Source organism: Cereibacter changlensis JA139, from assembly GCF_003034985.1.
GTDB lineage: Bacteria > Pseudomonadota > Alphaproteobacteria > Rhodobacterales > Rhodobacteraceae > Cereibacter > Cereibacter changlensis.
Genome location: NZ_PZKG01000015.1, coordinates 1 through 19528, shown reverse-complemented (window position 1 = coordinate 19528; position 19528 = coordinate 1). Strand labels below are relative to the sequence as shown.

The following is a 19528-nucleotide window of genomic DNA, read 5'->3' as shown; positions in this document are numbered from 1 at the left end:
GTTACCCATCCATCTTCAGCGCATTGATGAACGCCTGCTGCGGGATCTCCACCTTGCCGAACTGGCGCATCTTCTTCTTGCCGGCCTTCTGCTTGTCCAGCAGCTTGCGTTTCCGCGTCGCGTCGCCGCCGTAGCATTTGGCGGTCACATCCTTGCGCATGGCCGAGAGGGTCTCGCGGGCGATGACGCGGCCGCCGATGGCGGCCTGGATCGGGATCTTGAACATGTGGCGCGGGATCAGCTCTTTCAGCTTCTCCACCATCGCCCGCCCGCGCATGTCGGCGCGGTCGCGGTGCACCATCATCGACAGGGCGTCGACCGGCTCGTCATTCACCAGCACCGACATCTTCACCAGGAAATCCTCGCGGTAGCCGGTGATGGCGTAGTCGAAGGAGGCATAGCCCTTGGTCACCGATTTCAGCCGGTCGTAGAAGTCGAAGACCACCTCGTTCAAGGGCAGGTCATAGACCACCATGGCGCGCGACCCGGCATAGCTGAGGTCGAGCTGGATGCCGCGGCGGTCCTGGCAGAGCTTCAGGATGTCGCCGAGATAATCGTCGGGCACCATGATGGTCGCCTTGATCCGCGGCTCCTCGATATGGTCGACATAGGTCAGGTCGGGCATGTCGGCGGGGTTGTGCAGCTCCTGCACGGTGCCGTCCTTCATGTAGATCTGGTAGACCACCGACGGGGCCGTGGTGATCAGGTCGATGTCGTATTCGCGTTCCAGCCGGTCGCGGACCACCTCGAGGTGCAGGAGGCCGAGGAAGCCGCAGCGGAAGCCGAAGCCGAGGGCGGCGGAGGTTTCCATCTCGTAGCTGAAGGAGGCGTCGTTGAGGGCGAGCTTCTCGATCGCCTCGCGCAGGGCCTCGAACTCGTTGGCGTCGACCGGGAAGAGGCCGCAGAAGACGACGGGCTGGGCGGGCTTGAAGCCGTCCAGCGCCTTTTCGCAGCCCTTGCGCTCGTGGGTGATGGTGTCGCCGACGCGGGTGTCGCGGACCTGCTTGATCGAGGCGGTGAAGATGCCGATCTCGCCCGGGCCGAGTTCGGGGATATCGACCATCTGCGGTTTCAGCACGGCGAGCTTGTCGATGCCGTAGACGGCGTTGGTCTGCATCATGCGGACCCGGTCGCCCTTGCGGATCACGCCATCCATCACGCGGATCATCACGACGACGCCGAGATAGGCGTCATACCAGCTGTCGACCAGCATGGCCTTCAAGGGCGCGTCGCGCTCGCCCTTCGGGGCGGGGAGGCGGGTGACGATGGCTTCGAGCACGTCGGGGATGCCGAGGCCGGATTTCGCCGAGATCAGCACGGCGTCGGAGGCGTCGAGGCCGATGACATCCTCGATCTGCTGGCGGATGCGGTCGGGCTCGGCCGCCGGCAGGTCGATCTTGTTCAGCACGGGGACGATCTCGTGCCCGGCGTCGAGCGCCTGATAGACGTTGGCCAGCGTCTGCGCCTCGACGCCCTGCGAGGCGTCGACCACCAGCAGCGAGCCTTCGACGGCGCGCATCGAGCGGGACACCTCATAGGCGAAGTCGACATGGCCGGGGGTGTCGATCAGGTTCAGGACGTAGGTCTTGCCGTCCTTCGCCGGATATTCGATCCGCACCGTGTTGGCCTTGATGGTGATCCCGCGCTCGCGCTCGATATCCATGCTGTCCAGGAGCTGGGCCTTCATGTCGCGATCAGCGACCGTGCCCGTCGACTGGATCAGCCGGTCGGCAAGCGTGGATTTGCCGTGGTCGATATGGGCCACGATCGAAAAATTGCGGATGAGGTCAAGCTGGGTCATGGGCGGCATATGAGCAGGAATCGTTGAGCGGTCAATGGGAGATAGCGGCGGGGTCGGACGCAGGCGCCCCGGCGGGCCGCGGTAACGGGCGGTTTACCGGGCCTGCGGTCGAATCGTTTGATAAATCAGGCCCGGATTGTCATAGTTGCCTCACAAAAACATCAGCGGCCGGGAGATACCCGACCCGAAATCGAGAGGCAGTTTTCATGAAGACCTTGACACGTGCAGCCGCGCTCGCCCTGTTTGCGTTGCCCATTTCCAGCACCTTCGCGTCCGCCGGCCCGATCGACAGCGCCTGCATGCGCGCCGGCAACGGGGCCAACCGCGCCACCTGCGGCTGCATCCAGCAGGTCGCCGACATGACCCTGCGCGGCGGCGACCAGCGCCGGGCGGCGAAGTTCTTCCTCAACCCGGACCAGGCGCAGGAGACCCGCGTGTCGAAGCGCGATTCCGACAACGCCTTCTGGGCGCGCTACAAGCAGTTCGGTGAAGCCGCCCAAGCCTATTGCGGCTGACGGACTGACGCCGGCCCCTCGGGACCGGCGCCGGAAGTTCTGGAAGCGCCCGCAGGCCGGGCGCTTTTTTCAGTTGGAATGGGCGCTGTGATCCATCCCGCCCATGTCCTGCATCGGCGCCTCGCTGCGCTTCGAATCCACCGGCACGTCCAGCTCGACCACCTCGCCGCGCGCGAAGGTCAGGGTCAGGTGGATGATGTCGCCATCGACCAGCGAGCGGTTCAGCCCCATCAGCATGACATGGTCGCCGCCGCGCGCCAGCACGTGGCTCTCGCCGGCCGGGACCGCAAAACCCTCCTCGACCTTCAGCATCTGCATGACGCCGTCGCCGCTTTCCTTGTGGGTATGCAGCTCGGCCACGGCGGCGACGTCGGTGGCGGCGGAGAGCAGCCGGTCGTCCTCGTCGGAGTGGTTTTCGATGGTCAGGAAGATCGCGCCGGACTTGGCGGCGGGCCCGGAAACGCGGGCATAGGCGTCGGAGATATGCACGCCGTCATGCGCGAAGGCGGGCAAGGCGAAAGCGACCGCTGCGGCGGTCAGGAGGGTCTTGAGATACATGATGTGATCCTGTCGGAAAAAGGGGAAGCGCGAAGTCAGGCCCGGCCGACCGGCGGCCCCCGCGCCCGCGGCGCGCCCGGGCAATTCGCGGCGTTGACCGGCGCTTCAAAGGGCTGGCGCAGGCGCTGCTGGCCCGGCGGGGCCAAGGGCCCCTCCGGCGCGGCAGGGGCCAGCCAGAGCGACAGCGCCGAGAGGCATTTCGGACAGGGATGCAGGACGCCGACAGGCTTGCCCTGGGCGTCGACGGCGACCGTCGTGACGCCATAGCCGGAGCAGATCACCATCTCGCCCGCGGGCATCGCCTGACCGCGCGCCACCGCCATGGTGAGCGAGGTGAGCGCCAGGGCCAGCACGAGCGCCAGCGTCAGGAGGGGGCGAAGCCGCATCATGCGCCGCTTATAGGCCCGCGCCCTGCCCCGCCGCAAGCGGCAGGCCGCGCCGGGATTGCGCAAACGCAAAAGACCCCGCGGTTTCCCGGGGGGCCTTTCGGATCGAATCGCAAGGAATTCAGGCGACCTGAGCCTTGGAGATCTCTTTCTTGATGGCCTTGGCCTTCAGCGACAGCTCCTCGTCCTTCGCCTTGGCGAGGAAGGCGTCGAGCCCGCCGCGGTGGTCGACGGTGCGCAGGGCGTGGGCCGAGATGCGCAGCTTGAACGACTGGCCGAGGATGTCGGAGATCAGCGTGACCTCGTTCAGGTTCGGCAGGAAGCGCCGACGGGATTTGTTGTTGGCGTGGCTGACCGTGTTGCCAGACATCGGGCCTTTACCGCTGAGTTCGCAGACGCGCGACATGGTCGTGATCCTTTGGTTTAAACGTGCTGGGCACCGCCAAAGGCAGCGCGCCGAATTCCATCGGGGTGCTTTAGGGGGAAATGCCGGGGGCGTCAAGCGATTCACGGCCTGCTGGTGGCGGAAGGGCAACGCGGGCCGCGCCCCCTGCCCCTGCGGGCGGCAAGACGCTCAGGACGGCAGCCCCGCGAGCAGCTCCGCCGCGGCGGCCTCCGGGGTCAGCGCGCCCTGGGCCACCGCCTCGCCGAGCCGCGCCATCGCGTCCCGCGCAGGGCCCGGGCGGGTGAGGACAGCGAGCAGGCCCTGCCGCACCTCCTCCTCGAACCAGTGCCGGGCCTGCTCGGCGCGGCGGCGGTCGATATGTCCGTTGGCGCGCCGCCAGTCCAGCAGGGCCTGCATCTCCGCCCAGGCCCCGGCCAGACCCTCGTCGGCCAAGGCCGAGACCGGCAGCGCCTTGGGAAAACCCTCGGGGTCCTGCGGGCGGCGGCGCAAGAGGTGCAGCGCGCCGGAATAATCGGCGACGGTGCGCATCGCGGCGGCCTTCAGATCGCCGTCGGCCTTGTTGACGAGGATCAGGTCGGCCATCTCCATGATGCCGCGCTTCACGCCCTGCAGCTCGTCGCCGCCTGCGGGGGCGAGGAGCAGCAGGAACAGGTCGCAGAGCTGCGCCACCACCGTCTCGGATTGGCCGACACCGACCGTCTCGATCAGGATGATGTCGAAGCCTGCCGCCTCGCAGAGCGCCACCGCCTCGCGGGTGCGGCGGGCGACGCCGCCGAGATGGGTCTGCGACGGCGAGGGGCGGATGAAGGCCAGGGGCTCGCGCGACAGCCGCTCCATCCTTGTCTTGTCGCCGAGGATCGAGCCGCCGGAGCGGGCCGAGGAGGGATCGACGGCAAGCACCGCGACGCGCAGGCCTTGGGCGGTGAGCATCAGCCCGAAGCTCTCGATGAAGGTGGATTTGCCGACGCCGGGGGTGCCGGAAAGGCCGATGCGCAGCGCCTGCCGCTTCAGCCGGGCGAGATCGGCCAGCAGCGTCAGCGCCGCCTCGCGATGATCGGCGCGCCGGCTTTCCACCAGCGTGATCGCCCGGGCCAGCGCGCGGCGGTCGCCTGCGGCGATGAGGGGGGCGAGATCAGCAGCGGTCATGCGGTCGCTCCGGCGGTATTCGGTTTGCCGGAGCCCTGCCCCGGCGGGGGATTGCCTGCGCCCGGCCGCAGGTGACGCGATTGTCAGCCGAGGCAACGGGCTTGGGCTTTTGTGCCCGGTCCGGGACGGATATGCCAGAGGGGACGCGCCCGCGGGCGCCTTGGCAACGGGGCTGACGATGAAGGCATTTCGCATCGGCATGATGGCGGCGGCGCTTTGTGCCGCAGGGGCAGCGGCGGCGCAGACCACCGACAACGCCAGTTTCGACCTGCGCATCCGCGGCATCAGCGCCGGCTCGCTGGTGTTCTCCGGCGTGCAGGAGGGGGCCGGCTATGCGGTGAACGGCAAGCTGCAGAGCGGCGGGCTGGTCGGCATGCTGAAGCGGGTGCGCTACGACGCGCAGGCGCAGGGCCGGATCAGCAAGGGGCGCTACGTGCCCTCGAGCTATTCCGAGGCGGCCGATACCGGCAAACGGCAGTCGCAGGCGGTGATGGGCTATCGCTCCGGCGTGCCGCAGGTGACGCAATACCAGCCGGCGCAAAAGCCGCGCTCCTATGATGTCGACCCCTCGACGCAGGGCGGCACGGTGGACCCGCTGACCGCGCTCTACGCCACGTTGCGCGATGTCGACGCCGGGCAGGAATGCAACCGCTCGCTGCAGATCTTCGACGGGCGGCGGCGGACCGAGCTGGTGCTGGGCGCGCCGCAGGCCACAGGCGCGGGGGTGAGCTGCGCCGGGGTGTTCCGCCGGGTGGCGGGCTATTCCGCCGACGACATGGCCGAGAAGACCCGCTTTCCCTTCACGCTGAGCTATGCGCCGATCGAGGGCGGGCGGATGCGGGTGGTGGAGGTGGCGACCGACACGCTCTATGGCCGGGCGACGCTGACCCGGCGCTGAGCCTTACCGGAGGACGCCGCTTGGGGGCATCGAGCCCCCGCGCGGCGGCTGCCGCGGGAGGAGCTTCGGGCGGGAACGCCGGTGGCTTCGGGGGGAGCCTCCGGCGGGGATATTTTTGGACAGAAAATGGGGGGTGCAGGGCGACTCCCGGCGGGAGCCCTTTGCCGGGTGGGCTGGACCTGCCCGGCAGGGGCGGCGATAAGGCGGCATGGCGGATCTTGCCCTTCCCATCGACGAGGCCCTTCCGGGGCTGATCGACGCGCTGCGGGCGCGGCGGATGGCGGTGCTGCAGGCGCCGCCGGGGGCGGGCAAGACGACGCGGGTGCCGCTCGCGGTGCTGGCGGCGGGGCTCTGCGACGGGCGGATCGTCATGCTGGAGCCGCGGCGGCTGGCGGCGCGGGCGGCGGCGGAGCGGATGGCGGAAAGCCTCGGCGAGCCGGTGGGGGCGACGGTCGGCTACCGGATCCGCGGCGAGGCCAAGGTGTCGAAGGCCACGCGGATCGAAGTGGTGACCGAGGGCATCCTGACCCGGATGATCCAGTCGGATCCGTCGCTGGAGGGGATCTCGGCGCTGATCTTCGACGAATTCCACGAGCGCAGCCTGAATGCCGATCTGGGGCTGGCGCTGGCCCTGGAGGTGCGCGAGGCGCTGCGCGAGGATCTGCTGCTGATCGCCATGTCGGCCACGCTGGATGCGGCGCCGGTGGCGGCGCTGATGGGCGATGCGCCGGTGATCACCTCGGCGGGGCGGGCCTTTGCGGTGGAGACGCGCTGGCTGGCGCGGCCTCTGGGGCCGAAGGCGCGGCTCGAGACCGAGGCAGCGGCGCTGGTGACGCAGGCGGTGGCCGAGACGACGGGCGGGGTGCTGGTCTTCCTGCCGGGGGAAGGCGAGATCCGCCGGGTGGAGAGCCTGCTGCGGCTGCCGGGCTGCGAGGTGCGGCCCCTGTTTGGCGCGATGGCCTTCGATGCACAGCGGGCGGCGCTGGCGCCTTCGGCGGGGCGCAAGGTGGTGCTGGCGACCTCGATCGCCGAGACCTCGCTGACCATTCCCGACATCCGTGTGGTGGTCGATGCCGGACGGTCGCGGCGGGCGCGCTTCGATGCGGCCTCGGGCATGTCGCGGCTGGTGACCGAGCGGGTGACGCGGGCCGAGGCCGAGCAGCGCCGCGGTCGCGCCGGGCGGGTGGCGGAGGGGGTCTGCTACCGGCTCTGGACCCGCGGCGAGGAAGGCGGGCTGGCGCCCTACCCGCCTGCCGAGATCGAGGCGGCGGATCTGACCGGGCTGGCACTGGAACTTGCGCTCTGGGGCAGCGGCGATCTGGCCTTCCTGACGCCGCCCAATCCCGGCGTTCTGGGCGAGGCGCGCAGCCTTCTGGAGGCGCTCGGCGCGCTGGCCGGGGGGCGGATCACCGATCACGGGCTGGCGCTGGCGGCGCTGCCGCTGCATCCGCGGCTCGGGCATATGCTGCTGCGGGCCGGAGTGGAGGCGGCGCCGCTGGCGGCGCTGCTCGCCGAGCGCGATCCAGTGAAGGGGCCGCCGGATCTGGCGCTGCGGATGGCGGCGGTGGCCGACCCGGGGCGGTTCCAGCGCGAGCATGCCAATGAGCTGAACCGGGCGACGCTGGAGCGCATCCGGCAGGAGGCGCGGCGGCTGGGGCGGGGGCTCGGGCCCGGGCCGGGGCTGTCGCTGGGGCAGATGGCGGCGCTGGCCTATCCGGACCGGGTGGGGCTCAGGCGCAAGGGCGAGGCGCCGCGTTGGGTGCTGTCGGGGGGCAAGGGGGCGGCGATGGAGCCGGGGCTGCCCTTGTCGGGGGCGCGGCTGATCGTGGCGACCGATCTCGACGGCGATGCGCGCGAGGCGAAGGTGCGGCAGGCGGTGGGGCTGGCAGAGGCCGAACTGCGCGAGATCTTCGGCGCCGAGATCGGCTGGCGCGAGGTCTGCGACTGGTCGCGGCGCGAGGGCCGAGTCATCGCGCGGCGGCAGGAGGTCTTCGGCGCGCTGGTGCTGGAGGACCGGATCTGGGCCGATGCGCCGCCCGAGGCGCTGGCGCGGGCGGCGCTCGACGGGTTGCGGCTGATCGGCCTGCCCTGGACCCCGGCGGCGCGGCGGCTCAGGGCGCGGATCGCGCTCTGCCGCAGCGAGGGCGGGACGCTGCCGGATGTGTCGGATGCGGCGCTCTTGGCCGAGGGGGACTGGCTGCTGCCCTATCTGGCGGGCAAGCGGACCGAGGCGGATCTGCGGAGCCTCGATCTGACCGAACCGCTCAGGGCGCTGATCGGCTGGGACGGGGTGCAACTGGTGGACCGGCTGGCGCCCTCGGCCTTCGAGACGCCGCTGGGGCGGCGGGTGCCGGTGGATTACGGTGGCGAGGCGCCGGGGATCGAGCTGAAGCTGCAGGAGCTCTTCGGGGTGACCGAGCATCCGGTGGTCGGGCCGAAGCGGCTGCCGCTGCGCATCACCCTGCTGTCGCCGGGAGGCAGCCCGGTGCAGGTGACCATGGACCTGCCCGGCTTCTGGGCCAGCTCCTATGCCGATGTGCGGCGCGACATGCGCGGGCGTTATCCGCGTCATCCCTGGCCGGAGGATCCGACGGTGGCGGAGCCGACGATGCGGGCGAAGCCGCGTGGAACGTGAGCAACGTTGCAGCGGTGCAACCGGGCGTCGCCCTGTGTTACCCAATCGGCGGGAACCCGGCGCAGCCCCGTGCCTTGGGGTCCGACGCCGGGTTTTCCCGGCGGAAGCGCCGGTCTAGCAGGGGCGGCAATCTTGAGGTGAGCCAGTGACTTCCGAAATCCAGAGCGTCCGGCGCGGGCGGTGGGCGGTTGCCGCCATGTTCTTTTCCAACGGTCTCGTCATGGGGGGCTGGGCGCCGCAGATCCCGCTGCTGCTGCCGCGCCACCAGATCAGCGAGGCGGTGCTGGGCCTGTTGATCCTGATGCTCGGCGTGGGCGCGGTGGGGGCGATGGCGCTCTCGGGCGGGCTGACGGCGCGCTATGGCTCGCGCCGCGTGGTGTCGGTCTTCGGCATATTGGCGAGCTTCACGCTGGCGGGGGTGGTGTTCGCGCCGAACCTGACGGTGCTGAGCGTGGCGATGGTGGCGATGGGGGCCTTCATCGGCATCATGGACGTGGCGATGAACGCCAATGCGGTGGAGGTGGAGCGGCGGCTGGGGCGGGCGATCATGTCCTCCTCGCATGGGTTCTGGAGTCTTGGCGGTTTTTTGGGCGGCGGGCTCGGCGGCCTGCTGATCGCCGGATGGGGGTCGCGGCCGCAGGCGCTGGTGATCTCGCTGGTGGCGCTGGCGATCGTGCTGGCGGCGATGCGGCATCTGATCAGCGAGACGCCGGCGGTGCAGGCCGGGAAGCAGCGCCGCAGCCACTTTCCGCGCGACGCCTCTGTCTACCTCTTGGGCGCGATGGCGCTGTTCTGCATGGTGCCGGAGGGCGCGGTGCTGGATTGGGCGGCGCTCTATGTCTCCAAGGAACTGGGCGGGTCGGTGGCGACCTCGGGGCTGGCCTTCGGCTTCTTCTCGGGGGCGATGGCGCTGATGCGGTTTCTGGGCGATGCGGTGCGCAACCGTTTCGGCGCGGTGCGGACGCTGCGGGTGTCGGGGATGATCGCGGCGACGGGGCTCCTGGGCGCGAGCCTTGCGCCGGGCGAGCTGACGGCGGTGGCCTGTTTCGCCTTCGCCGGGCTCGGGATCGCCAATATGGTGCCGATCGCCTTCTCGGCGGCGGGCAACCATCCGGGGCTGCCGCCGGGGGTCGGGATCTCCACCGTGGCGATGATGGGCTACATGGGGATTCTGGTGGCGCCCTCGACCATCGGCTTCGTGGCCGAGCACATCGGCTTCCGCGTCACCTATGCGGCGCTGGCGGTGCTGTTGCTGCTGGTGGTGGCCTCGGCGAAACGCGCGGCGGCGGCGGATTACGCCGGCTGAAGCGCCTCGGCGATGCGCGCCGTCGGCAGGACGCGGGCGAAATCGAGGTCGAGCGCCGAGAGGGTGACGGCGAGCACAGTCTCGGGCGGGAGCATCCCACCGGCGCGGTCGGGCAGGCCGAAGCCGAGCACGGCATCCTCGACGACGATCGCCGCGAAGCCGAGATCGGAGGCCGAGCGGGTGGTGGAATTCACGCAGAAGGCCGCCACCGCGCCGCAGATCACCAGACGGTCGATGCCGTTGGCGCGCAGATGCGCCTCGAGATCGGTGGAGGGAAAGGCCGAGGAGGTGGTCTTGCGGAACACCGGCTCGTGGAACTGCGGCAGGGCGCAGGGCATCGGCGCGGCGCCGGGCATGTCGGGGTGGAAGGGAGACCCGGGCTCGGGTTCGGAATGGTGGACGTGCAGCACGGGGCGGCCGGTCTCGCGGAAGAGCTGCAGCAGCTCGGCGATGCGCCCGGGCACGTCGGGGCCGGTGTGGGGCTGGCCCTCCGCGATGCGGAAGGCCATGTCCATCTGCATGTCGATCACCAGAAGCGCGGTCTTCGTCATGCGGACCCCCTTGCCCTGTCAGCTGCCGACGTAATCCATCTTGCCGATCTCCAGCCCGTTGTGACGCAGGATGTCGTAGGCGGTGGCGGTGTGGAAGTAGAAGTTCGGCAGGGCGAAGCCGGTCAGGTAATCGAGCCCGGTCATCGTCACCTCGCCGCCGCGCTGCTTCATGGTGATGCTGCGGCTCTCGGCGCCCTCGAACTGGCCGGCGTCGAACGACTCAATGTAGTCGGTGGCGGTGCGGATGCGGGCGATCAGCTGGGCGAAGCTGGTCTCGGTGTCAGGAAAGCTCGGCATCTCGGCACCGGCCAGCCGGGCCGAGGCGCGGGCGGCGAAATCGCAGGCGAGCTGCACCTGCCGGGTCAGAGGCAGCATGTCCGGGAACAGCCGGAAGCCGAGCAGCGCCTCGGGCTCGATCTTGCGGGCGGTGCAATGCGCCTCGGCCTTGGCGAGGATGGCGCTCAGCGCGCGCAGGTTGCGCAGCATCGGCGGAACGGAATAGCGATACATCTCAGACTCCCAGACACCAGCGCATCACGGCCTTCTGCGCGTGGAGGCGGTTCTCGGCCTCATCAAACACCACCGAATGCGGGCCGTCCATCACCGCGCTGGTCACTTCGTCGTCACGATGCGCCGGCAGGCAATGCATGAACAGCGCCTCGGGGCTGGCCTGCGCCATGAGCCGCTCGTTGATCTGGTAGGCGCGCAGCTGGTTGTGCCGCCGCTCGCGCGCGGAGGCCGGATCGTGCATGGAAACCCATGTGTCGGTGACCACCAGATCGGCCCCGGCGATGGCCTTGCCCGGATCGCGCTCGATGCTGACGCGGCTGCCCTTGTCGCGGGCGTAGCCGACGAATTCCGCCTCGGGGTCGAGGGTGGGCGGGCCGGTGAAGGTGAAGTCGAAGCCGAACTGGCCCGCCGCGTGCAGGAAGGAGGCGCAGACATTGTTGCCGTCGCCCGCCCAGACCACCTGCCGCCCGGCGATCGGGCCGCGGTGCTCCTCGTAGGTCATCACGTCGGCCATGATCTGGCAGGGATGGGTGCGGTTGGTCAGGCCGTTGATCACAGGGACGCTGGCGTATTCGGCCATCTCCAGGAGGGTCTGTTCCTCGAAGGTGCGGATCATGATGAGATCGACATAACGGCTGAGCACGCGGGCCGTGTCTGCGATGGTCTCGCCATGGCCGAGCTGCATGTCGGCGCCCGAGAGCACCATGGTCTGCCCGCCCATCTGGCGCACGCCGACGTCGAAGGAGATCCGGGTGCGGGTCGAGGGCTTCTCGAAGATCAGCGCCACCATGCGGCCCTTGAGCGGCTGCACGTCGTCGGGCTCGCCCCTGGGGCGGCCGTTGCGGGCGGATTTCATGGCATGGGCGCTGTCGATCATCTGCCGCAGGGCGGCGGCGTCGGTCTTGTGGATATCGAGGAAATGATTCACTGGGTCTGACTTTCGTTACCCGGGCGAAGGGGGCTCCCGCCCCCCCTGCGCCTTCGGCGCATTCACCCCCGGGGATAGTTGAACAGGGAAGACGTGGGGTCGGTCGTCCCTGCTCGTCGGTGCGACCGCTGCGCCCGCTCGCCCAGATGCGGGCAGATGTCAGGCCGCATCGGCTTCGATCCGGCTGGCGGCGCGGTCGAGCCGGGCGACCGCCTCGGCGATGTCGGCATCGGGGATGTTGAGCGCGGGCAGGAGCCGCAGCACGTTGTCGGCGGCAGGCACGGTCAGCAGGTTCTCGGCATAGCTCGCCTTCACCACATCGGTGTTCGGCGCGCGGCATTTCAGCCCGAGCATCAGCCCCGTGCCGCGCACGGCCTCGAAGACCGTGGGATGGGCGGCGACGAGGCCCTCGAGCTTCTGGCTGAAGAGCGCGGCCTTGCGGTTGACCTCGGCGAGGAAGGCGTCGTCGTTGACGAGCTCCATCACCCGGGCGCCGATGGCGCAGCCGAGCGGGTTGCCGCCATAGGTCGAGCCATGGGTGCCGGCGACCATGCCGACCGCGGCGCGTTCGGTGGCCAGCACCGCGCCGAGCGGGAAGCCGCCGCCGATGCCCTTGGCGACCATCATGATGTCTGGGGTGACGCCGGACCATTCATGCGCGAAGAGCCGCCCCGAGCGGCCCATGCCGCATTGCACCTCGTCGAAGACCAGCAGGGCGCCGGTCTCGTCGCAGAGATCGCGCAGGCCCTTGAGGCAGGCGTCGGGCAACACGCGGATGCCGCCCTCGCCCTGGATCGGCTCGATCAGCACGGCGGCGGTGCGATCGGTCAGGGCGGCGCGCAGCGCGTCATGGTCGCCGAAGGGCAGGCTGCGGAAGCCGGGCATCAGGGGGCCGAAGCCCTTGGTCATCTTCTCCGACCCGGCCGCGGCGATGGCGCCGGTGGAGCGGCCGTGGAAGGCGCCCTCGAAGGTCAGGATCTCGATCCGGTCGGGGTCGCCCTGTTCGGTCCAGTATTTGCGGACCATCTTGATCGCCAGTTCCGCGGCCTCGGTGCCGGAGTTGGTGAAGAAGACGGTATCGGCGAAGGTCGCCTCGACCAGCTGGGCCGCCAGCCGCTCCTGCTCGGGGATGCGGTAGAGGTTGGAGACATGCCAGAGCTGCTGCGCCTGGGTGGTCAGCGTCTCGACCAGATCGGGGTTGGCGTGGCCCAGCACGTTCACCGCGATCCCCGCGCCGAGATCGAGGTATCGCGCGCCATCCTCCGTGGTGAGCCAGGAGCCCTCTCCCTTGACGAAGGCGAGCGGGGCGCGGTTGTAGGTCGGCAGGACGGCAGGGATCATGGCATGGGGTCCTTGGTGCAAGACATAAGGGGTGCCGCAGGCAGCGCCTCAAGTCAACGTGGCATCGGTGGGGGAATTTGCCCGTGAGGGCGGAAGGGTGGGCCGCCACGCGGGCAGCCGTGATCGGTCGCTTACGCGCGGAGGCGTCGGCGTCGGGGCAGCGAGAGAGGGGCGCGGCTTGCGATCATCCGATCCGCATAGCGCGGCGCCGGCAGTCTGTAAACGGTGATCTGGCAGTACCGCACCCTTGGCCGGATCGGCTGCGGCGCTGCCGCCACAGGGCCGGGAAGGCCGCGAAAGCTGCGGCAAAGCGCGGCCCGGCGGGCGGTGGCGCCTTGAAATCCGGGGCGGCGACTTGTATCTACGACTGTCCCGGTTAGAATGCCGGAAATCTCAGGAACCCTTGGGCGGAAACGCCGGGTTCTCCCCTGACCGGAGTTGCGGCATGTCCTGGACCGACGAGCGCGTCGAGACGCTCAAGAAGATGTGGGCGGATGGCCAGAGCGCCAGCCAGATCGCCAAGGAACTTGGCGGCGTGACCCGCAACGCGGTGATCGGCAAGGTGCACCGTCTTGGCCTGTCGAACCGCGTCGGCAACGGCGCCGAGCGCGCCGAGCCGGAAGAGGAGGTCGTCGCCGCCCCGCCGCGGGTCGAGCCCGCTGCCCCGGCGGAGCCGCCACGCCCCGCCCCCGAGCCGCGCGTCGCCGCCGAGCGTCCCGCCCCGGCTCCGGCCGCGCCCGCCCCGGCGGTGCATGCGGCCCCGATCCCGATGCGCAAGGCGATCATCCCCGCCGGCCAGCCGCTACCGCCGCAGCCCTCGGCCAACGAGATCAGCCCCGAGGCGCTGGCCTCGGTGCGCGAGGTGGAGAAGCACGCCAAGCGGCTGACGCTGATGGAACTGACCGAGCGGACCTGCAAATGGCCGATCGGCGATCCGGCGACCGAGGATTTCTGGTTCTGCGGCCTGCCCTCGCTGGCCGGCAAGCCCTATTGCGAGGCCCATGTCGGCGTCGCCTTCCAGCCGATGAGCGCCCGGCGCGACCGCCGCCGCTGAACCGATCAGCGCGCGGCGTCACCGCCGCCGCTCCCAAGCCGAAGGGTGCACGGCGTAGCCGCCGCCGCTGCCAAGCCGAAGGGCGCGCGGCGCAAGCGCCGCGCTAGTCGCCCCCGAGAAGCCGGTTCAGCGCCCGCGCCGCCTCGTCCTGGAGAGCGTCGCGGGCGCGGCGCTTTGCGGCGTCCTCAAGCGACTCGCCCTCCTCGGGTACGATCCCCAGCTCTTCCGCCTTCTCCGCCAGCCGGGCCCGGGCCGCCGCCTCGGCGCGGTCGTTCACCATGGCCTTCACGTCGAGCCGGTAGCGCAGGTCATCCCAGGGCCCGTCGATCAGCAGCGGCACGGTGATGCCGCCGGTGCCATCCTCCCGCGCCAGCGCCGAGGGCAGCAGCCGGTAGTCCAGCGACCGCGCCCCCAGGTCGACCCGGCCGGCGCCGGTGGCCCGGATCAGCGGCGCGGCGAAGATCAGGTCGTCATTGGCCAGCACCCCGCCCTCCATGGTGAATCCGGCGCTGATGCTGTCGAAGATCGTCTTCGCCCCCTCGCCGACATAGCCCGCGTCCAGCGTGCGCAGCATGCCGCCGATGTCGAGCCCGCGCAGCTCGCCCTTGCCGAAGCGCAGCCGACCCTGTCCGGAGAGGCTGCGCATGATCGCGTCCATGTTGGCGCCGACGCCGAGGAACTGCAGCTCCAGATCGCCGGTGCCGATCAGCCGGTCGGTGTCGGCCAGATCCTGCAACAGCGGCTGCAGCGCGAGGCCGGTCAGCTTCAGCTCGCCGCCGGTCGACAGGCCCTGCCGCGCGTTCAGCACGAAGCTGCCGGTCAGGCTGCCGCCATAGGCGTTCACCTCGCGCAGGTCGAAGACGGCGCGCGACCGGTCGACGCCGAGCAGCAGCCGGGTCTTGTCGAGCTTCGTCTTGCCCAGCAGCAGGCTGTCGGCGTTCAGCGCGATGGCGGCATCCATCAGGCCCAGAGCGCTGGTGTCGATCGGCTGCTTCGACCAGCCGTCGCTCTTCGCCCCGCCCTCGCCGCCGCCGGACCCGCCCTGCCCCCCGTCGAGCGACGAAAGGTCCAGCGCGGCGGTGCGGATCGTGGCTTCCAGCCGCGGGCGCTCGCCCCCGGTGGTAAGGTCGGCCTCGCCCTGCAGCCGGTTGCCGTCCAGCGTCACCACGCCCTCGCGCAGATGCACCGACCCGGCGTCGGTGACGGTCAGCGCCCCGGCCACCGCCACGCCCTGCTGGCCGAGACCGGCGGGAAGCTCGGGCTTCGCGCGGCGCAGCAGGGCCGAGATCTGCGACAGGTCCTTCAGGTCGGCGTCGATCCGACCGTCGGCGGCCAGCGGCGCAGTGCCGAGCCGGCCCTCGAAGCCCAGCCGGGCGGCGCCGATTTCGGCCGTCAGGTCCAGCGGCACGACGCTGCCCTGCAGGAAGGGCGCGAACTCGCCGATCCGGCCCTTCACCAGCAGGCTCTGGCCGTTCATCTGGCCGGACAGGCTGATATCTGCCTGGCCGGCGTACTCGGGCAGCCGCGCCTCCGCCTCCAGCGCCGAAAGCGTGCTGCGCTGGCCGCTGGCCTGGTCGATATAGGTGACGGCCCCGTTGGTCAGCGTGCCGGACTCGAGGATGAAGGGCGTCGGCCCCGCCGAACCGCCCGCCGGGCCCTGCGGCTGCGCGCTAGCCTGCTCGGCGCCGGGGGCCGGCTGGAAATCCCAGTTCACCCTTCCGTCGGCGGCGCGCTCCAGCGTGATCACGGGATTTTGCACGGCGATGTTGGTGAGGTGGATCACCCCGCCGAACAGCGATCCCATCTCGATCCCGATCTCCAGCGCGTCGGCGCGCAGCATCGGGCCCTCCTCGGACCAGTCGGCATTGGCGATGGTGACGGGGCCGGTGGTGATGCCGATGCGCGGGAAGATCGAGGGGCTGACGCCGCCCTCGATGGTCAGGGCGCGACCGGTGGCGGCCTGGAACTGGCTGGTGGCGATGGCGGCGATGCGCTCGCCCGGGATCAGCAGGAAGAACGCCACCACGAGGGCGGCGAGCCCGAGAACCACGCCGATCAGGCGGACAATCCAGCGCATGACGCCTCCCTAGCCAGTCGGACGAAGCCTAGCGGCTGGGCGGAGGCGCAACAAGGGTTGCGGCGGCAGGCCGGCGCAAGCTTGCGCGAGCCCGCCTGTTCCGCGATCAGCTGTTGGACGCGGCCTTGGCTTCCAGCGCGGCGAGACGGGCCGAAAGCGCGTCATTCTCCTCGCGGGCCTTCTGCGCCATGGCGCGCACGGCGTCGAACTCCTCGCGGGTGACGAAATCGCGGTCGGCCATCCAGCGGTCGACGAAGCCCTTCATCGCCGTCTCGGCCTCGGTCTTGGCGCCTTGGGCGACGCCCATCGCATTGGTCATCAGCTGCGACATGTCATCGAAGAATTTGTTGCGGGTCTGCATGGCGGTTCCCTCCGTGGCTTCTGGCTATATGGTCGGGGCAGGCCCTGCGCGCAAGGTTGACTTCGCCGCAGCGGCACCGGAAAACCGCGGCAAAAGGAAACCGCATGTCCTACATCCCCTTCCCGAACCTCTCGCCGGACATCTTCTCGGTCGAGATCTTCGGCTTCACCCTGGCGCTGCGCTGGTATGCGCTGGCCTATATCGCCGGGCTGGTGATCGGCTACCAGCTGGTCCTGCGGATGATCCGCGCGCCGCGGCTCTGGCCCGGCCGCGCGCCGATGACCGCCGAGCAGGTGGAGCGGCTGCTGACCTGGGTGATCCTGGGCGTGATCCTCGGCGGGCGGCTCGGCTTCGTGCTGTTCTACCAGCCGGCGTGGTATCTGTCGCATCCGGGCGACATCCTGAAGGTCTGGGAGGGCGGCATGTCCTTCCACGGCGGCTTCCTTGGCGTGATGGTGGCGGGCATCGTCTTCTGCCTGCGCGAGAAGATCCCGATGCTGTCGGCCGCCGACCTGATGGCGGTGGCGACGCCGCCGGGGCTGCTGCTGGGGCGGCTGGCCAATTTCATCAACGCCGAACTCTGGGGCCGGCCGACCGACCTGCCCTGGGGCGTGGCCTTCCCGGGCGAGGCGGCGCAGGCCTGCGCCGGCGTCGTCGGCGTCTGCGCACGGCATCCCTCGCAGCTCTACGAGGCGGCGATGGAGGGGCTGATCCTTGGCGCTCTGCTGCTCTTCGTGGTCTGGCGGCGCGGCTGGCTGGCCTGGCCGGGGCGCACGGTGGGGCTGTTCCTCACCGGCTACGGGCTGGCGCGGTTTCTGGTGGAATTCGTCCGCCAGCCCGATGCGCAATTCGTCAGCGCGGGCAACCCGCTGGGTCTCGCCTGGCATATGGGTGGCTGGGGGCTGACCATGGGGCAGATCCTGTCGCTGCCGATGATCGCCGTCGGACTCTGGCTCATGATGCGGGCGCGGCGGGCGGTCGCCTCGCAGGCGGCATGACCCCGCTCGCCGACCTGCTGATCCGCCGGATCGAGGCGGCGGGGCCGCTGAGCCTGGCCGATTACATGGCCGACTGCCTGCTGCACCCCGAGCACGGCTATTACGCCACCCGCGAGCCCTTCGGCGCGGCGGGCGATTTCACCACCGCGCCGGAGATCAGCCAGATGTTCGGCGAGCTGCTGGGCCTCAGCCTTGCGCAGAGCTGGCTCGACCAGGGCGCGCCTTCCGCCTTCACCCTGGCCGAGCTCGGCCCGGGGCGCGGCACGCTGATGGCCGACGTGCTGCGGGCGACGCGCGGCGTGCCGGGTTTTCACGCGGCGGCGCGGGTGGTGCTGGTCGAGGCCTCGGACCGGCTGCGCGCGGTGCAGCGCGAGGCGCTGGCAGCCTATCCGGTGGAGTGGGTCGAGGGCGTCTCCGCCCTGCCCGACCGGCCCCTGTTCCTCCTCGCCAACGAGTTCTTCGACGCGCTACCGATCCGCCAGTTCGTCCGCGACGGCGAAGGCTGGCGCGAGCGGGTGGTCGGGCTTGCGGAGGGCCGGCTGAGCTTCGGCCTGACCGGAGCATCCCGGCTGGCGGCGCTGGAGTACCGGCTGGCCGATACCGGTCCGGGCGAGGTGGTGGAGATCAGCCCCGCCGCCGCGCCGATCATGGCCGGGATCGCCGAGCGCATCGCCACCCATGGGGGGCTGGCGCTGGTCACCGACTACGGCGGCTGGCGCTCGCGCCGGGACACGTTGCAGGCGCTCCGGGCGCATCGCTTCGCCGATCCGCTGGAGGCGCCGGGCGAGGCCGACCTCACCGCCCATGTCGATTTCGAGGCGCTGGCCCAGGCCGCCGCCCCCTGCGCCACCAGCTATACCGAGCAGGGCGCGCTGCTCCTCAGGCTCGGGATCGCGGCGCGGGCGGCGAAACTCGCCGGGTCGCTGCAGGGCGACGCACGGGAAAGCCATCTTGCCGCATATCGGCGCTTGACCGACCCCGCGGAAATGGGAACGCTGTTCAAGGCGCTGGCGGTTTCTCCGCCGCAGTCCGCGCCGCCACCGGGATTTGCCTGATGCTAGAGATTCTCACCGCCGAGGCGCTGTCTCCCGTGCGCCACGGCTTTTTCACCCGCAAGGGCGGGGCCTCCTCCGGGATTTTCCGCGGGTTGAACTGCGGGCCGGGCAGCACCGACCTGTCGGAGGTGGTGGCGATCAACCGCGCCCGGGTCGCGGCGGCGATGGAGGTGGAGCCGGATCATCTGGTCAGCATCAACCAGGTGCATTCTGCCAATGTGGTCCATGTCACCGGGCCGCTGCCCGAACGGCCGCGCGCCGACGCGATGGTGACGGCGACGCCGGGGCTGGCGCTGGCGATCCTGACCGCCGATTGCCAGCCGGTGCTGCTGGCCGACGCCGAAGCCGGGGTGATCGGCGCGGCCCATGCCGGCTGGCGCGGCGCCCGCGACGGCGTGCTGGAGGCGACGATCGACGCGATGGAGGCGCTGGGGGCCGAGCGCGAAAGGATCGTCGCGGTGATCGGCCCCACCATCAGCCAGTCTGCCTACGAGGTGGGCCCCGAATTCCTCGAAGGCTTCCTCGACGAGGACCGCGACAACGCCCGCTTCTTCGCGCAGGGCAAGGGCGACAAGGCGCTGTTCGACCTGCCGGCCTTCGGCCTGCACCGTCTGCGCTCCGCGGGCGTCGGCCATGCCGAGTGGACAAGGCACTGCACCTATGCCGATCCGGAGCGCTTCTTCTCCTATCGCCGCACCACCCATGCCGGCGAGGCCGATTACGGCCGGCTGGTCTCGGTGATCCGGCTCTAACTCAGGCAGACCGCTTCAGCCGGGCTTCCAGCACGTCGAAGGGCACGCCGGGCTGGTCCTTGGCGCAGCGGATGACGAGGCTGGTCTTCACCGAGGCCACATTGGCCGCCGAGGTCAGCTGCTCGGTCAGGAAGGTCTGGAAGGTCGACAGATCCGGCGCCACGCATTTCAGGATGAAGTCGATCTCGCCGTTCAGCATGTGGCATTCGCGGACCAGCGACCAGTCGCGGCAGCGCTGCTCGAAGGCCGA

At 70.3% G+C, this 19528-nt stretch carries 20 protein-coding genes; 8 read left to right on the top strand and 12 right to left on the bottom strand.

The features are described from left to right. Position 1: 1 nt before the first annotated feature. Positions 2 to 1801, bottom strand: coding sequence for a translation elongation factor 4 (lepA, locus tag C5F48_RS05320; protein WP_170139662.1), 1800 nt, complete (start codon positions 1799 to 1801; stop codon positions 2 to 4). Between the two features lie 206 nt (positions 1802 to 2007). Between lepA and C5F48_RS05315 the strand changes: the two genes are divergently transcribed. Continuing rightward, positions 2008 to 2316 (top strand): hypothetical protein, encoded by a 309-nt coding sequence (locus C5F48_RS05315; protein ID WP_107662872.1) that lies wholly within the window; start codon positions 2008 to 2010, stop codon positions 2314 to 2316. A 69-nt stretch (positions 2317 to 2385) separates the two neighbouring features. Here C5F48_RS05315 and C5F48_RS05310 read toward each other — a convergent pair whose 3' ends face one another. The 4 genes from C5F48_RS05310 to meaB all read right to left on the bottom strand — a co-directional run bounded on the left by C5F48_RS05310 (position 2386) and on the right by meaB (position 4812). Further along, positions 2386 to 2874 (bottom strand): copper chaperone PCu(A)C, encoded by a 489-nt coding sequence (locus C5F48_RS05310; protein WP_170139661.1) that lies wholly within the window; start codon positions 2872 to 2874, stop codon positions 2386 to 2388. A 35-nt stretch (positions 2875 to 2909) separates the two neighbouring features. Further along, entirely contained in the window at positions 2910 to 3263 is a 354-nt protein-coding gene (locus tag C5F48_RS05305; protein WP_111467428.1) for a hypothetical protein, read from the bottom strand. Positions 3264 to 3381: 118 nt separating this feature from the next. Continuing rightward, entirely contained in the window at positions 3382 to 3666 is a 285-nt protein-coding gene (gene rpmB / locus C5F48_RS05300) for a 50S ribosomal protein L28 (RefSeq protein ID WP_107662870.1), read from the bottom strand. A 168-nt stretch (positions 3667 to 3834) separates the two neighbouring features. Continuing rightward, positions 3835 to 4812 carry a methylmalonyl Co-A mutase-associated GTPase MeaB gene (gene meaB / locus C5F48_RS05295; RefSeq protein WP_107662869.1) on the bottom strand — a complete coding sequence of 326 codons (978 nt, stop codon included), beginning with the start codon at positions 4810 to 4812 and terminating at the stop codon, positions 3835 to 3837. Between the two features lie 178 nt (positions 4813 to 4990). Between meaB and C5F48_RS05290 the strand changes: the two genes are divergently transcribed. The 3 genes from C5F48_RS05290 to C5F48_RS05280 all read left to right on the top strand — a co-directional run bounded on the left by C5F48_RS05290 (position 4991) and on the right by C5F48_RS05280 (position 9651). After that, the gene (locus C5F48_RS05290; RefSeq protein ID WP_245941439.1) at positions 4991 to 5710 is read left to right on the top strand and encodes a DUF3108 domain-containing protein; all 720 of its coding nucleotides are present in this window, start codon (positions 4991 to 4993) and stop codon (positions 5708 to 5710) included. A gap of 208 nt (positions 5711 to 5918) precedes the next feature. Beyond that, positions 5919 to 8345, top strand: a complete 2427-nt coding sequence (gene hrpB / locus C5F48_RS05285) for an ATP-dependent helicase HrpB (protein ID WP_107662868.1) — start codon at positions 5919 to 5921, stop codon at positions 8343 to 8345. 196 nt (positions 8346 to 8541) lie between these two features. Further along, the gene (locus C5F48_RS05280) at positions 8542 to 9651 is read left to right on the top strand and encodes an MFS transporter (RefSeq protein WP_107662867.1); all 1110 of its coding nucleotides are present in this window, start codon (positions 8542 to 8544) and stop codon (positions 9649 to 9651) included. Here C5F48_RS05280 and C5F48_RS05275 read toward each other — a convergent pair. The 4 genes from C5F48_RS05275 to C5F48_RS05260 form a co-directional block, all read right to left on the bottom strand. Beyond that, complete coding sequence (locus C5F48_RS05275) at positions 9639 to 10202, bottom strand: cysteine hydrolase family protein (RefSeq protein ID WP_107662866.1); 564 nt, start codon at positions 10200 to 10202, stop codon at positions 9639 to 9641. The two genes, C5F48_RS05280 and C5F48_RS05275, sit on opposite strands and share 13 nt — an antisense overlap. Before the next feature lie 18 nt (positions 10203 to 10220). After that, the gene (locus tag C5F48_RS05270) at positions 10221 to 10712 is read right to left on the bottom strand and encodes a DUF1993 domain-containing protein (protein ID WP_107662865.1); all 492 of its coding nucleotides are present in this window, start codon (positions 10710 to 10712) and stop codon (positions 10221 to 10223) included. 1 nt (position 10713) lies between these two features. Continuing rightward, positions 10714 to 11640, bottom strand: coding sequence for an ornithine carbamoyltransferase (gene argF, locus C5F48_RS05265; RefSeq protein ID WP_107662864.1), 927 nt, complete (start codon positions 11638 to 11640; stop codon positions 10714 to 10716). A 159-nt stretch (positions 11641 to 11799) separates the two neighbouring features. Beyond that, the gene (locus C5F48_RS05260) at positions 11800 to 12981 is read right to left on the bottom strand and encodes an aspartate aminotransferase family protein (RefSeq protein WP_107662863.1); all 1182 of its coding nucleotides are present in this window, start codon (positions 12979 to 12981) and stop codon (positions 11800 to 11802) included. A 445-nt stretch (positions 12982 to 13426) separates the two neighbouring features. Here C5F48_RS05260 and C5F48_RS05255 point away from each other — a divergent pair, with 445 nt between their 5' ends. Further along, on the top strand, positions 13427 to 14035 hold the full coding sequence (locus C5F48_RS05255) for a GcrA family cell cycle regulator (RefSeq protein ID WP_107662862.1): 609 nt from the start codon (positions 13427 to 13429) through the stop codon (positions 14033 to 14035). A gap of 103 nt (positions 14036 to 14138) precedes the next feature. Here C5F48_RS05255 and C5F48_RS05250 read toward each other — a convergent pair whose 3' ends face one another. Together C5F48_RS05250 and C5F48_RS05245 are read right to left on the bottom strand one after the other, a co-directional pair. Continuing rightward, positions 14139 to 16112 carry an AsmA family protein gene (locus tag C5F48_RS05250; protein WP_107662861.1) on the bottom strand — a complete coding sequence of 658 codons (1974 nt, stop codon included), beginning with the start codon at positions 16110 to 16112 and terminating at the stop codon, positions 14139 to 14141. 106 nt (positions 16113 to 16218) lie between these two features. After that, positions 16219 to 16473, bottom strand: a complete 255-nt coding sequence (locus C5F48_RS05245) for an accessory factor UbiK family protein (RefSeq protein WP_107662860.1) — start codon at positions 16471 to 16473, stop codon at positions 16219 to 16221. Positions 16474 to 16577: 104 nt separating this feature from the next. On the opposite strand from C5F48_RS05245, the gene lgt reads away from it, so the two are divergent. From lgt to pgeF, 3 genes are read left to right on the top strand one after another with little or no spacing between them, the layout of a single operon-like run. Continuing rightward, the gene (lgt, locus tag C5F48_RS05240) at positions 16578 to 17471 is read left to right on the top strand and encodes a prolipoprotein diacylglyceryl transferase (protein WP_107662859.1); all 894 of its coding nucleotides are present in this window, start codon (positions 16578 to 16580) and stop codon (positions 17469 to 17471) included. Then, positions 17468 to 18526 (top strand): class I SAM-dependent methyltransferase, encoded by a 1059-nt coding sequence (locus C5F48_RS05235; RefSeq protein ID WP_107662858.1) that lies wholly within the window; start codon positions 17468 to 17470, stop codon positions 18524 to 18526. The genes lgt and C5F48_RS05235 overlap by 4 nt, the downstream gene beginning before the upstream one ends. Beyond that, the gene (pgeF, locus tag C5F48_RS05230) at positions 18526 to 19278 is read left to right on the top strand and encodes a peptidoglycan editing factor PgeF (protein ID WP_107662857.1); all 753 of its coding nucleotides are present in this window, start codon (positions 18526 to 18528) and stop codon (positions 19276 to 19278) included. Before C5F48_RS05235 ends, pgeF begins: the two co-directional genes overlap by 1 nt. Before the next feature lies 1 nt (position 19279). Here pgeF and C5F48_RS05225 read toward each other — a convergent pair. After that, the coding region (locus tag C5F48_RS05225) for an Lrp/AsnC ligand binding domain-containing protein (RefSeq protein ID WP_146170554.1) at positions 19280 to 19528 on the bottom strand (249 nt) is incomplete at its 5' end.

Excerpts from the sequence above, each read along its gene's own strand:
- lepA (WP_170139662.1), bottom strand. The coding sequence starts at position 1,801 with ATGACCCAGCTTGACCTCATCCGCAATTTTTCGATCGTGGCCCATATC.
- C5F48_RS05315 (WP_107662872.1), top strand. The coding sequence starts at position 2,008 with ATGAAGACCTTGACACGTGCAGCCGCGCTCGCCCTGTTTGCGTTGCCC.
- C5F48_RS05310 (WP_170139661.1), bottom strand. The coding sequence starts at position 2,874 with ATGTATCTCAAGACCCTCCTGACCGCCGCAGCGGTCGCTTTCGCCTTG.
- C5F48_RS05305 (WP_111467428.1), bottom strand. The coding sequence starts at position 3,263 with ATGATGCGGCTTCGCCCCCTCCTGACGCTGGCGCTCGTGCTGGCCCTG.
- rpmB (WP_107662870.1), bottom strand. The coding sequence starts at position 3,666 with ATGTCGCGCGTCTGCGAACTCAGCGGTAAAGGCCCGATGTCTGGCAAC.
- meaB (WP_107662869.1), bottom strand. The coding sequence starts at position 4,812 with ATGACCGCTGCTGATCTCGCCCCCCTCATCGCCGCAGGCGACCGCCGC.
- C5F48_RS05290 (WP_245941439.1), top strand. The coding sequence starts at position 4,991 with ATGAAGGCATTTCGCATCGGCATGATGGCGGCGGCGCTTTGTGCCGCA.
- hrpB (WP_107662868.1), top strand. The coding sequence starts at position 5,919 with ATGGCGGATCTTGCCCTTCCCATCGACGAGGCCCTTCCGGGGCTGATC.
- C5F48_RS05280 (WP_107662867.1), top strand. The coding sequence starts at position 8,542 with ATGTTCTTTTCCAACGGTCTCGTCATGGGGGGCTGGGCGCCGCAGATC.
- C5F48_RS05275 (WP_107662866.1), bottom strand. The coding sequence starts at position 10,202 with ATGACGAAGACCGCGCTTCTGGTGATCGACATGCAGATGGACATGGCC.
- C5F48_RS05270 (WP_107662865.1), bottom strand. The coding sequence starts at position 10,712 with ATGTATCGCTATTCCGTTCCGCCGATGCTGCGCAACCTGCGCGCGCTG.
- C5F48_RS05260 (WP_107662863.1), bottom strand. The coding sequence starts at position 12,981 with ATGATCCCTGCCGTCCTGCCGACCTACAACCGCGCCCCGCTCGCCTTC.
- C5F48_RS05255 (WP_107662862.1), top strand. The coding sequence starts at position 13,427 with ATGTCCTGGACCGACGAGCGCGTCGAGACGCTCAAGAAGATGTGGGCG.
- C5F48_RS05250 (WP_107662861.1), bottom strand. The coding sequence starts at position 16,112 with ATGCGCTGGATTGTCCGCCTGATCGGCGTGGTTCTCGGGCTCGCCGCC.
- C5F48_RS05245 (WP_107662860.1), bottom strand. The coding sequence starts at position 16,473 with ATGCAGACCCGCAACAAATTCTTCGATGACATGTCGCAGCTGATGACC.
- lgt (WP_107662859.1), top strand. The coding sequence starts at position 16,578 with ATGTCCTACATCCCCTTCCCGAACCTCTCGCCGGACATCTTCTCGGTC.
- C5F48_RS05235 (WP_107662858.1), top strand. The coding sequence starts at position 17,468 with ATGACCCCGCTCGCCGACCTGCTGATCCGCCGGATCGAGGCGGCGGGG.
- pgeF (WP_107662857.1), top strand. The coding sequence starts at position 18,526 with ATGCTAGAGATTCTCACCGCCGAGGCGCTGTCTCCCGTGCGCCACGGC.